Raw genomic sequence first — 12,022 nt, forward strand, 5'->3', positions numbered from 1 at the left:
TTCATCTAAATTTCACTAAACGTCTAGAAATCAATCGCAAATTTCGCTATAGTTATTGTTAGCGGAATATGCTTACAAAAATGAAAGGAGAGGTAACATGTCAAACGGTCGTACATTATCGGCTACTAGAAACACTGATCCAGAATCAACATCTGTTGTAAAAGATTTCTTAGCTCTGATAAAAATTGGAATCGTTAACTCGAATCTTGTCACAACGTTTACAGGGATGTGGCTGGCATTTCAGTTTACTGGTAGACATTTCTTGCAAGAGCTTAATGTCATCGTTTGTATCATGCTGGGTGCGGCATTAATTATTGGCGGTTCTGGTGCAATGAATAATTTCATTGACCGAGATATTGATCCCATTATGAAACGAACAAAGTCAAGACCGACAGTTACAGGTAGATTTAAGCCGAATTTTGTATTGACCATTGCCCTCTCATTTTTAATTGTAGGTGAAATTTTGTTATTTACGGCATCATTTGCAGCCGGCATGTGGGGACTAGTAGGAATATTCGCTTATGTTGTTCTGTATTCAATGTGGTCAAAAAGAAAGCATGTTAGTAACACGATAGTCGGAAGTATTTCGGGGGCGATTCCACCTGTAATTGGATTTGCAGCTGTTGAACCTGCACTCGGCCCAGGAGCACTTGCTCTCTTTCTTATTATGTTTGCATGGCAACCACCGCATTTTTATGCGCTTGCTATGAAACGTACTGAAGAATATCGTGCAGCTAATATTCCAATGCTACCAGTAGTGAAAGGTTTTAAACGAACGAAGTACTCAATGTTTTTCTGGATTCTTTTATTATTCCCGTTACCGTTCCTTTTACCTGAGCTTGGAATTGGATTTTTAGTGCTTGCGACTACTTTGAACTTAGGCTGGTTAATACTAGCTTTAAAGGGCTTTACCACAAAAGATGATATGAAATGGGCAAATAAAATGTTTATTTACTCATTGAATCATATGACGATCTTATTTGTGGCAATTATAATATTTGCGGTGTTCAGCTAAATTTAGGGATTCTTTCTTTCACAAGAATTCATATAGACAGAACCAATGTCCTAGGTACACATGAAAATACAACAAAGAAAGAGGGGTTTAATTAAGCTATGATGAAAGGGCTTAAAAAGTGGCGTCTTTTTTCACTTCTAGCAGTGATGATGGTTTTCCTTTCAGGTTGTGGTGAAGATTATATTTCTGCACTGAAACCATCTGGTCAAGTAGGTAAAGAACAATTCAACCTATTATTGTTGGCTACTGGAATTATGACGTTAGTTATAGTTGTAGTATCTGTTATCTATTTACTTGCATTCTTAAAGTTCCGCCGTTCAAAAGTAGGCGAAAATGTTATTCCAAAGCAAGTAGAAGGTAGTCACACACTTGAAGTAATTTGGACAGTTATTCCTATTATTTTATTATTAATCTTATCTGTACCGGTTGTTACAGCTACTTATAAATTTGCAGATGTTGCTGCAATGGACGAAGTAGATGAAGCAGGTAACAAAACGGCTCTAACAGTAAACGTAACTGCAAAATTATACTGGTGGGAGTTCGAATATCCTAACCAAGGGATTGTAACAGCTCAAGAATTAGTTGTACCAACAGGTCAAAAAGTTTACTTTAACTTAAAAGCTGCTGATGTTAAGCACTCATTCTGGATTCCCGCGATTGGCGGTAAAATGGATACGAACGTAGAAAACTTAAATAAATTCTACTTAGTATTTGATAAAGAATCAGCAGATCTTAAAGATGGCGTATTCTATGGTAAATGTGCTGAGCTATGTGGCCCTTCACACGCACTAATGGACTTTAAAGTAAAAACAGTTAGCCCAGAAGCATTCGATGCTTGGGTAGCGAACATGAAAGCAACTGAAGGACAAACTGCTTCTAAAGATTCAACTGATTTAGGTGAAGCAACATTTGCTAACAGCTGTTTAGCTTGTCACGCTGTATCTGGTGTAGGCGGTACTGGTGGCGTTGGTCCTAACTTAACTACATTCGGTGACCGTAACCGAGTTGCTGGTTTCTTAGAACATAATGAAGAAAACTTAAAAGCGTGGATTGAAAATCCAGGAGAATTCAAACCAGGTAACTTAATGATGAATCCTGAAGGTACTGCACCAGTCTATGGTGATTTAACTGATGAAGAAATTCAAGCTCTTGCAACTTACATCATGGGCTTATCAGTAGAGAAATAATTTTTGTTTATGTAACAAACTTTGAGGGAGGTAAAAGTTGTGAGCTCATATACACAGAAAAAGGGCTTTGGAGCAGCTGTCTGGGATTACATTACAACTGTTGACCATAAAAAGTTAGCCGTAATGTATTTATTAGCCGGTACATTGTTCTTCGCTATCGCTGGTTTTGAAGCGTTATTAATGCGTATTCAGTTAATGAAACCAAATAACGATTTCGTGTCAGCTGGTTTTTTCAATGAATTATTAACGATGCACGGAACAACAATGTTATTCCTTGCTGCGACTCCATTACTATTCGCATTTATGAATATGCTTGTACCATTACAAATTGGTGCACGTGACGTTGCATTCCCGTTCCTTAACTCGTTAGGGTTCTGGTTGTTCTTCCTAGGTGCTGTATTCCTTCACCTGTCATTCTTTATGGGTGGCGCTCCTGATGCGGGCTGGACATCTTATGCATCATTATCTTTATATTCTCCAGGTCATGGTATTGACTTCTATGTACTTGGTTTACAAATTTCAGGGGCAGGTACGTTAATTTCAGGTCTTAACTTTATCGTTACGATTATTACAATGCGTGCTCCAGGTATGACATTTATGCGTATGCCATTATTCACTTGGACTACATTAGTAGCAAGTGCATTAATCTTATTCGCATTCCCTCCATTAACAATTGGTTTATTAATGATGTTAGTTGACCGTATGTTCGGTGGTAACTTCTTTGACCATACAATGGGTGGTAACACAGTAATTTGGGAACACTTATTCTGGATCTTCGGACACCCAGAAGTATATATTTTAGTATTACCAGCTTTCGGTTTATTCTCGGAAATTATTCCAGCATTCTCTCGTAAGCGTCTATTCGGATACTCTTCAATGGTATTCGCAACAATTTTAATTGGTTTCCTAGGCTTCATGGTTTGGGCTCACCACATGTTCACAACTGGTCTTGGGCCAACTGCGAACGCAATCTTCGCTGTTGCAACAATGGCAATCGCCGTTCCAACAGGTATGAAAGTATTCAACTGGATCTTAACTATTTGGGGCGGATCTATTAAAGTTACGACACCAATGCTATATGCACTTGGTTTCATCCCGTCATTCGTTGCGGGTGGTGTTACTGGGGTAATGCAAGCATCTGCTCCACTTGACTACCAATTACACGATTCTTACTTTATCGTTGCTCACTTCCACTACGTAATCGTTGGTGGTATCGTTACGGCTTTATTCGGTTCAGCGCACTTCTACTGGCCAATTTTCTTCAACCGTATGTTAAACGAAGCGCTTGGTAAATTGACTTTCTGGGTATTCTTTATCGGATTCCATTTAACATTCTTCGTGCAACACTTCTTAGGTTTAATGGGTATGCCACGTCGCGTATTCACTTACATGGAAGGTCAAGGTTGGGATCAGTTCAACTATATTTCTACAATCGGTGCATTGATGATGGGTGTAGGGGTTATCTTAATGGTAATTAACTGCTTAATGTCTATCAAAGGTAAACCAGCAGGTCGCGATCCATGGGGCGACGGTCGTACTTTAGAATGGTCAATTCCACAACCAATTCCATTCTACAACTTCCGTCAAACACCACTTGTTCGTGGTCTAGATCCATGGTGGATTGAAAAGCAAGAAGGTAATAAAGAAGCGACATTTGCTGAGCCAATTGGTGATATTCATATGCCAAACAACTCTGCAATTCCATTCGTTATTTCTTTAGGTTTATTTATCGCAGCATTCGGTGCTCTTTATAATACAGATGCTGATAAACCATGGTCAATTTATGTGTTAATTATCGGTCTTGCTATTACATTTGGTGCAATGATTGTCCGTTCTGTTAAAGACGATCACGGTTTCCACTTACACAAAGAAGACATTCTTGAAATTGAAGAACAACTTTACGGTAAAGGAGGAAATAAATAATGGATTTCAATACTAAATTTACTCCTCATACTTGGCCAGACCATCCTGAACAAGCAACGATGGAAGGTAAAAATAAAATCGTTGGATTCTGGATTTTCCTTGCCTGTGAAGTTGTACTTTTCGCAAGTTTATTTGCTACTTATTTAGCACTTAAGAACAAAGGGCCAGCTGGCATGGAGTTCACAACACAAGGTTTATTTGATTTACCGTTAGCATTTGCTATGACGATGTTATTATTAACATCTTCACTAACTTCAGTTTATGCAATTTACCATATGCGTAATTTTAATTACAAAGGTATGCAAACTTGGTTAGCAATCACTTTACTTTTAGGTCTTGGCTTCCTTGCCCTAGAAATTTATGAGTTCCAACACTATGTGCATCTTGGTTTCACATTTGACCAATCTGCATTCGCAACTGCGTTCTATACGCTAGTAGGTACACACGGTTTCCACGTATCTTTAGGGTTAGTTTGGATTACAACGTTACTTATCCGTAACGCTAAACGTGGTCTTAACTTGTATAATGCACCTAAGTTCTTCGTGGCTGCCTTATACTGGCACTTTATCGACGTAGTTTGGGTATTTATCTTTACAGCAGTATACTTGATGGGAGTGATCGGATAATATGTCATCACATGATACACCTGTAGTTGCTAAGTCTCAAGCTCAATTTGAATATGATCGTCATCATAATGCCGTTCATATGCGTAAACAAGTAATCAACTTTGCGATTATGATTTTCTTAACATTTATCGCATTCGCTGTCGTTGCAGCTGGTTTTTCTAAATACTTTATAGCTCCATTAGTTCTATTGCTTGCTTGCGTTCAAGTTGTCCTACAACTTTATGCTTTCATGCACTTAGAAGACAAAAAAACACACTTCGGTGGTGTGATTGCATTCTTTATGTGGATGGGAATATTAATCGCATTTACATTCTTCTTAGCATTTTTAACAATTATTTGGTGGTAATCACCAAAAATGAGCATGTTCTCTGCAATTTGCAGAGACGTGCTTTTTTCGTTTATAAAGAGAAATTGATTGCTTATAAATTGTTCACCGTTCGTTCATTGCAGTATAGCTGTAAGCGTTTTATAATGGGAGTACTGAAGTTTTGATTATGTCTCGGTATAAATAGGTCTTTATTTATAGTGTCTGCTTTTTAAGTCTAGGACATGTGCCAGAGGCTTAACTTTGTTTGTAGAAGTTTGTTTCCAAAATAAGTAGAATGTTTTAGCGTGCATTACACTGTAGGTGTTAGCAATGTATGCTGAAATAAGGTAAAGGAGCGCTAATAGTATGCCACTTAGTATATTTGGTTTCCAAGCTTTATGGAGCCCGTATTTAATAGGGGTTCTCGTTTTTATAACAGCAATCTATTTTTTAGTGACAACGAAATGGCGTAAAGATTTTAAAGTCAGTGAGCCGCTGAAAAAAGGTGAAGCGATTTATTTCGTATTGGCAATGATTACGATTTATATTATAAAAGGCTCTCCAATAGATGTTATGGCTCATATCATGTTTACGATGCATATGGTGCAAATGGCTATTCTTTTATTACTTGTACCAATTTTCCTGATTAAGGGTATTCCTTGGTGGGTATGGAAAGTTGCGATTGAAGCGCCAGTTGTCAAACCATTATTTAAAGTGTTAACATTACCAGTGGTTGCGATATTTGTTTTTATTGGTCTATTTTCTTTCTATCATTTACCGTCAGTTTTAGACTACATTAAATTAAACGAGACGCTACATGGTACATATACTTTTGTATTATTTGTTTCTGCTGTGTTAATGTACTGGCCTTTAATTCAAAAAATGCCAAATAGCTCTGAAATGAAACCTTTGCATAAATTGGCTTACATTATTGCCAATGCTGTATTAATTACACCTGCGTGTGCATTAATTATTTTCGCACCGAATGCGATGTATGAAACGTATACGAGTGGTGAAGCGTGGTTAAAGGCAATGGAGCTATGTGTACCAGCCTCCACTTTATCTAGCCTGTCATTATCTGGACCAGAGCTATTTACAGATATGAAGCCTGTGGCGGATCAGCAACTTGGTGGAGTGCTTATGAAAATATTGCAAGAAATTATTTTTGGTGTATTACTCGGGTCTATTTTTATAAAATGGTATCGCTCTGAGCAAAAAGATCCTGATAAAATTACTGCCGATGCATTAAAAGCACACCAACAGAAATGGGAAAGAGAACAACATCAGCTGTAATAAGTGAAATTTATATTGTATAAGGGGTTTTGTGAATGGAATTGCAAATTTTGCCTACTATAAGTACATCATTTATCGTGATAAGTGCAGTACTTGTAGCAATTGGTTGGGGCTTAATTATAAAGGGAAAAGTAGAAGCGCATAAAAAAGTTATGTTAGCTGCTGGTGTTGCTGCACTTTGCTTCTTTATCATCTATGCTTCACGTACGATTTTTATTGGTAATACAGCGTTTGGTGGCGGTGAGGATTTAAAACCTTATTATACATTCTTTCTAATTTTCCACATTACTTTAGCAACTACTGGGGCAGTGTTTGGGATTGTTAGTATTATTTCAGGGTTAAAAATGAACATTAAGCTTCACAAACGCATTGGACCAATTACTAGTATTATTTGGTTTTTTGTAGCAGTCACAGGTGTTATGGTGTACATGTTACTGTATATATTATTTGAACCAGGTGAAACAACGTCTGTTATTAAAGCGATTTTAGGATTTTAACGCAAAAATCTCCCTCCTTACTCTTTCGTAGGTGGGAGATTTTTTATAGAAGGCTGATTGAATAAAGATAGTGCTACAACAACGAGTAAAGGACCAATTAAAATACCGAGAAATCCAAATATTTTAAAGCCGACAAACATTGCGATAAAGGTGGAAAGTGAAGAAAGCCCAATCTTATCTCCGATGATTTTAGGTTCAATCATGCGTCGTATTAAGAAAAGAATGACTGTCAGCGCAATTAGGGCAATAGCAAAGACATAGTCACCTGTAAAAGCTTTGTAAATTGCCCAAGGTACTAGCAAAATAAACGAGTCTAAAAAGGGGATAATATCTAATACGACAAGTAAAAGTGCTAATATTAATGGAAAAGGTGTTTTTAACAAGTAAAATGCGATTAAGGCTACTGCAAAAATGCAAACACCAACAAGTAATTGTGCCTTAAGAAAGCCGAATAATGCCACTTTCACCCGTTCTCCAATAAAGAGTATTTTTTGTTGGTAATGAAAGGGAATAGGAGTTAGGAGTTTTCGATTAATTGCTGGTAAATCTAAAAGCAACATATATAACACAATCCAATAAACGAAAATATCAAACATTTGATTTGGTATATGTGTCAGTATTGATGACCAAACATTTATATTTGTTAATGAAAGGGCAAATTTTTCAATGGAAGAAATTGCTCGTGCAATCATGAATTGAATTTGTGTTACGAGATCTAAAGGTAAATGATACGTATAGTTAGCTAGTTTAGATTGAATTTGAATCCAGAGCGCTGATAATTGGTTAAGGTAATCTGGAATATGAATAATAATCGATGAAAATTGTTTCCAGCTTATAAAGCCTACCAAAATACATAGTAATAGTGTTATGCAAAAAAATAATAACCAAAAAATGGAGACGATGATTTTTCGTTTTTTTCGAAAGCGTTTGCTCATTCTGATAATGAGAGGTTCTAATAATAGTGCGGTTACATAGGCAAGAAGTATGGGAAAAGATAAGGATAAAAACCAAAGTATAATCAATCCTAAAGCGATAACAATTATTGGATGACGAAAAAAAGGTTGTTTAAGAAATTGTATCAAGAATCTCACCTACATCATTTGAAAGATATTGTTAGTATGAGAAGAAAAAAATTTTTTACTCAAAATAAAAAAGACTGGACCACCAGTCTTTTCTTGATACATATCTATTTGTTATGACAAGCTCGCATTTTTAAAGATTGTTGTCGCTTCGAGGCAACTCTATCGTTAATAAGATGCAAGTGGTGAAGGCATTGGCTTTCACGTAGAATGTCGTTAGCGCTAATTATGCGTTAACAGGCTCCATTGCTTTTTTATTAGAAGGAGATTCAATTGCGAATGCTTCTAAGTCTAATCTTACTTTGTTTAAGATTTCGTCACATTTTTTGACAAGGTGAGCTGGGTAAACTTCATCTGCACCATACTCAACGCCGTGTGGATAGTAGTGTTTGCCAAGAACAGGTTTCATTAATGTTAGAACGGCATCGTGTGCGCCAACATCACCAGATTGCGCATAGGCAAATACGCGTAGATAGTAAGTGCCTTCGCGAGTATCGAAACGACGGTCAAAAGTCATACGTTCGTAATCCCAAGCACCATCACATTCTAAACCATTTTTTTTCATAATGTTTTCAATCAGTTCTTGGTCAGCTGTTAAATTTTCAAGGTTAGTGTTCTCAAAATACATCTAATAATCCTCCTTTAGCTTTTTATACAAAGTATACGCTCATTTTTATAATAGAGCATATTCGACATTGTTGCAATGACAACATTGTGTCAACACGTTTACAATTGATATAATAACTTACAATAATGGTGAAGAAAAGGAGTCGTGTATGAAAGCATTATTTCGCATTTTAATTGTCTGTGCAACAATTGCGTTTATCGGCTTTATGTTCTTTAATACTGCAAAAGAAAATGAGCCACTCGAAGGACCAAATGCCAATTCGAATATTATTCCAAAAACTGAGCTGGAGCAGCCAGATGTAGGTGCGATGTCCCGTCCGCAAAGTGGGATGTCGACATTTATTGGACAAGGAACTCAAATGATTGTAGAACAATACGGTGAACCAGCAAGAAAAGAGCCTTCATCATTTGGTTACGAATGGTGGGTTTATAACACAAGTGTGTCAACATTTTTTATGCTAGGTGTGCAAAATAATATCGTGACACAAGTATACATAGCCGGAGATAAGTTGGATGCTTCACCTTTTAAAATTGGTCAGAAGCGCGACGATATTTACCGAATGACAATTATTGACTATGAAGTAGCAGCGAATGTAGGAGAAAATATTTACATTTTTTCTATGAGTGAAGAAGATATGCAGACAAGACTACTCGTTAAATTTGACGGGCTTTTTGCACAGCTTTATGTTGATAGCGAAACAGGTGAGCTACAAGGCGTTCGCTTTACAGATAGCGAGACGTTAGTACTACATCAGCCTTATGAAATGATTTATCAAGGTGAGCTTGTGAGTCCAACACCTCCATCCTCCTTTTTACAACAGGAAATTAATGAAGCAAGTGCTAGACAGCTTGATGATTTAATTAACGTCACACGAGCTCATCACCATTTAGCGCCATTGGAACGTGATGAAAAATTAGAAGAAGTGGCAAAACTACACAGTGAAGATATGAAGGTACAAAATTTTTCTGGTCATGAATCACCAACGAACGGCGATTTAAAGAAACGTTTAGATGCACAGGGTATTATTTTTAGTAATGCGAATGAAAATCTTGCGACTGCGTACTTCGATGCTATTGAAGCAATGCATGGTTGGCAAAATTCACCAGAACATCGCAAAGTCATTTTAAATGATAAATTTTCGGCAGTAGGGTCAGGTGTCTTTTTAAATTACTATACCCAAATTTTTATGGAACCTACGAAGCAAAAGGATGACAGTGAGAAAGATGCAAGCGAAGAATCGCTTGAGAATTCGGATGAATAAGGTGCCTGAATAAGGTGCCAGTCACTCACACAATTTTAGAGATTGTCTTGATTACATCAAGACAATCTTTTTTTGTGCTTAACACTTTCAAATTGAATGGTTTTTCTTTTTCGTCTAGGTTATGGCGTGCAAGATTGCACCGTTTTTGGCACATTGAGCTACCTGTATTTTTCGTCACACCGTTATAAAGGCCGTCATATGATAGAGAACTGAAAGGAGGAGAGACCTTGCAATTAGCTGAGCTATTGAAAGATTGGCCATGTAGTGTAACCGGTGGATCCATTCGTACAATAATTACTGGTGTTGAGGATTATGCACAGGCGGTGAAGCCTGGAGATATCTTTATTGTACGGAAAGGGAAAAGGACATCGGGCAGTCGTTTTGTCAAAGAAGCACTGGCAAGGGGTGCGGCGGCCGTTGTATCCGAGGAAAGTATTGCCATACCATTTAACGATCAAAATATCCCGTTTGTGTGGGTGCCCAATACTGCATTGTTTTTATCTTATGCAAGTGCAAAACTGGCCGCTTTTCCAGCAGAGGCATTATCAGTTATCGCCATTACAGGAACAAATGGGAAAACGACGGTGAGCCATTTTGTGAGCCAATTACTAGAAGCTGTACATAAAAATGTAGCAGTTATTGGAACAGTAGGCTTCTTTATTAATGGACAAAAACAACAAACTGAATATGAGCAATTAACAACACTGCAAGCAAAAGAGCTACATCCTATATTAAAACAATGTGTACGTCAAGGTGTGACACACGTTGTGTTAGAAGCATCCTCAATGGGTTTGCAACAGCATCGATTAGATCATTGTGATATTGACTGTGGCGTATTTTTAAATTTATCAGAGGATCATTTAGAAGATCATGGGGGACTTGAAGCATATAAGCGTGCCAAAAAGAGGCTAGCAGATTTATCGAAAAAATTAGTGTTAAATGGCGATGATAATTTCTGTCGTTCCGTTGGTATTTACGACAAGAAAAAATCATGCTCATTCGGTTTTGACAATCACAATGATTTACATATCCAAATTGTGAGTGAATCTGTTGGAAAAACAGTTATCTGTCTGCAAACGACAGCAAGTGAGCACATCATCGCTATCCCCTTTGTTGGTAAATATCATGTGCAAAATGCAGTAGCTGCACTAATGGCGGTGTGGCGTCTAGGTTTCTCCATTGATGAACTTGCTGAGCATATGTGGGCGCTAAAGCTTCCGGAGGGCAGACTTGAACGAATTGATAACCCGCTCGGTATTGATGTATATGTAGACTACGCACATACAGCAGAAGCATTGCAGGCTGTATTACAAACATTCGATAGTAAGAAGACCATTTATCTTGTATTTAGCTGTGGCGGTAATAGAGATAAGGCAAAACGATTTGCCATGGGGGCTGTGGCAAGTAAGTATGCAGATGTAATTTTTTTAACGACTGATAATCCGCGTGATGAGGACCCGATAGTTATTAATGAAAGTATTATTGCAGGTTTCTCTGAACAGCAATACTATGAAATTTTTTTGGATCGTAAAGTAGCGATACATCAGGCATTGGCAAAAGCACAAAAAGGGGATATTGTTCTTGTTGCCGGAAAAGGGCATGAACAAACACAGCAAATAAAAAATCAAAAATTCCCTTTTTCCGACCAACAATGTATTAAAGATTATTTTTCAGAAGTTAAGACGGACGGCGCTGAATAACGAAGAAAGTAGCGGTAGCAATCGCCAGTTTACGCCCTGTCTCATCCTCGATATCACATTCCATAACAAGCGTTTGTCGCCCTTTATGAACAAAACGTCCTCGTGCGATTAACTCTTTGTTGGTCGTGGTTGCTATATAAGAAATGTTAAGATTAGTAGTCACAACATTAAAGCCTTCTGCAACAGAACGTGAAGCTAATCCTCCCATTGCTGCATCAGCGATTGTTGCAATGATTCCTCCATGTGGGACTTTAATAGTATTATGAATAACGGGTGTAATAGGTATTCGTACTTCACTCACTTCTGGTTCAAAGTTACCTACCATATGTAAAGCGGCATTTATATAACGTCGATGTATGCCTTGTTGTTTATCGCGAATGCCATTGAGCAAGTGTAGCAATACTTCCTCATCCTCCGCTGTACTATGTTGTAAAATAGTAGCGAGTAATTCTTCAATTTGCCCTTTAGATGATGTACCCAATTATAAAACTCCTTTATTTAGAAAT

Annotated in this window: 12 protein-coding genes; 9 read left to right on the forward strand and 3 right to left on the reverse strand. The window is 37.5% G+C overall.

Annotation, left to right across the window (positions count from 1 at the left end; genetic code table 11):
* Positions 1–97 precede the first annotated feature (97 nt).
* The 7 genes from cyoE to C9J37_RS12880 all read left to right on the forward strand — a co-directional run bounded on the left by cyoE (position 98) and on the right by C9J37_RS12880 (position 6,848).
* Positions 98–1,015 (forward strand): heme o synthase, encoded by a 918-nt coding sequence (gene cyoE / locus C9J37_RS12850; protein ID WP_024362177.1) that lies wholly within the window; start codon positions 98–100, stop codon positions 1,013–1,015.
* A 98-nt stretch (positions 1,016–1,113) separates the two neighbouring features.
* Positions 1,114–2,202, forward strand: a complete 1,089-nt coding sequence (coxB, locus tag C9J37_RS12855) for a cytochrome c oxidase subunit II (RefSeq protein ID WP_107895658.1) — start codon at positions 1,114–1,116, stop codon at positions 2,200–2,202.
* Between the two features lie 39 nt (positions 2,203–2,241).
* Positions 2,242–4,125: a cytochrome c oxidase subunit I gene (gene ctaD / locus C9J37_RS12860; RefSeq protein WP_107895659.1), complete on the forward strand. Its 1,884-nt coding sequence runs from the start codon at positions 2,242–2,244 to the stop codon at positions 4,123–4,125.
* Positions 4,125–4,751 (forward strand): cytochrome c oxidase subunit 3, encoded by a 627-nt coding sequence (locus C9J37_RS12865; RefSeq protein ID WP_107895660.1) that lies wholly within the window; start codon positions 4,125–4,127, stop codon positions 4,749–4,751. Before ctaD ends, C9J37_RS12865 begins: the two co-directional genes overlap by 1 nt.
* A gap of 1 nt (position 4,752) precedes the next feature.
* Positions 4,753–5,097, forward strand: coding sequence for a cytochrome C oxidase subunit IV family protein (locus tag C9J37_RS12870; RefSeq protein ID WP_107895661.1), 345 nt, complete (start codon positions 4,753–4,755; stop codon positions 5,095–5,097).
* Between the two features lie 327 nt (positions 5,098–5,424).
* Positions 5,425–6,351, forward strand: coding sequence for a cytochrome c oxidase assembly factor CtaG (gene ctaG, locus C9J37_RS12875; protein WP_107895662.1), 927 nt, complete (start codon positions 5,425–5,427; stop codon positions 6,349–6,351).
* A gap of 35 nt (positions 6,352–6,386) precedes the next feature.
* Positions 6,387–6,848: a DUF420 domain-containing protein gene (locus C9J37_RS12880; protein ID WP_024362171.1), complete on the forward strand. Its 462-nt coding sequence runs from the start codon at positions 6,387–6,389 to the stop codon at positions 6,846–6,848.
* 17 nt (positions 6,849–6,865) lie between these two features.
* On the opposite strand, the gene ytvI is transcribed toward C9J37_RS12880, so the two are convergent.
* Together ytvI and C9J37_RS12890 are read right to left on the reverse strand one after the other, a co-directional pair.
* Complete coding sequence (gene ytvI / locus C9J37_RS12885; protein WP_107895663.1) at positions 6,866–7,930, reverse strand: sporulation integral membrane protein YtvI; 1,065 nt, start codon at positions 7,928–7,930, stop codon at positions 6,866–6,868.
* Between the two features lie 223 nt (positions 7,931–8,153).
* Positions 8,154–8,555, reverse strand: coding sequence for a YugN family protein (locus C9J37_RS12890; protein ID WP_107895664.1), 402 nt, complete (start codon positions 8,553–8,555; stop codon positions 8,154–8,156).
* A gap of 148 nt (positions 8,556–8,703) precedes the next feature.
* Here C9J37_RS12890 and C9J37_RS12895 point away from each other — a divergent pair, with 148 nt between their 5' ends.
* Positions 8,704–9,816, forward strand: a complete 1,113-nt coding sequence (locus C9J37_RS12895; protein WP_107895665.1) for a CAP domain-containing protein — start codon at positions 8,704–8,706, stop codon at positions 9,814–9,816.
* Between the two features lie 227 nt (positions 9,817–10,043).
* Positions 10,044–11,516, forward strand: a complete 1,473-nt coding sequence (locus C9J37_RS12900; RefSeq protein WP_024362167.1) for a UDP-N-acetylmuramoyl-L-alanyl-D-glutamate--2,6-diaminopimelate ligase — start codon at positions 10,044–10,046, stop codon at positions 11,514–11,516.
* Here C9J37_RS12900 and C9J37_RS12905 read toward each other — a convergent pair.
* The gene (locus C9J37_RS12905; RefSeq protein WP_024362166.1) at positions 11,494–11,997 is read right to left on the reverse strand and encodes a PaaI family thioesterase; all 504 of its coding nucleotides are present in this window, start codon (positions 11,995–11,997) and stop codon (positions 11,494–11,496) included. The two genes, C9J37_RS12900 and C9J37_RS12905, sit on opposite strands and share 23 nt — an antisense overlap.
* Positions 11,998–12,022: the final 25 nt, after the last annotated feature.

The sequence above is a fragment of the Lysinibacillus mangiferihumi genome (assembly GCF_003049665.1).
GTDB lineage: Bacteria > Bacillota > Bacilli > Bacillales_A > Planococcaceae > Lysinibacillus > Lysinibacillus mangiferihumi.

What these genes read in the sequence shown, in the direction of transcription:
- C9J37_RS12880 (WP_024362171.1), top strand. Translation starts at nt 6,387, where the DNA reads ATGGAATTGCAAATTTTGCCTACTATAAGTACATCATTTATCGTGATA.
- C9J37_RS12890 (WP_107895664.1), bottom strand. Translation starts at nt 8,555, where the DNA reads ATGTATTTTGAGAACACTAACCTTGAAAATTTAACAGCTGACCAAGAA.
- ctaG (WP_107895662.1), top strand. Translation starts at nt 5,425, where the DNA reads ATGCCACTTAGTATATTTGGTTTCCAAGCTTTATGGAGCCCGTATTTA.
- cyoE (WP_024362177.1), top strand. Translation starts at nt 98, where the DNA reads ATGTCAAACGGTCGTACATTATCGGCTACTAGAAACACTGATCCAGAA.
- C9J37_RS12865 (WP_107895660.1), top strand. Translation starts at nt 4,125, where the DNA reads ATGGATTTCAATACTAAATTTACTCCTCATACTTGGCCAGACCATCCT.
- coxB (WP_107895658.1), top strand. Translation starts at nt 1,114, where the DNA reads ATGATGAAAGGGCTTAAAAAGTGGCGTCTTTTTTCACTTCTAGCAGTG.
- C9J37_RS12870 (WP_107895661.1), top strand. Translation starts at nt 4,753, where the DNA reads ATGTCATCACATGATACACCTGTAGTTGCTAAGTCTCAAGCTCAATTT.
- C9J37_RS12895 (WP_107895665.1), top strand. Translation starts at nt 8,704, where the DNA reads ATGAAAGCATTATTTCGCATTTTAATTGTCTGTGCAACAATTGCGTTT.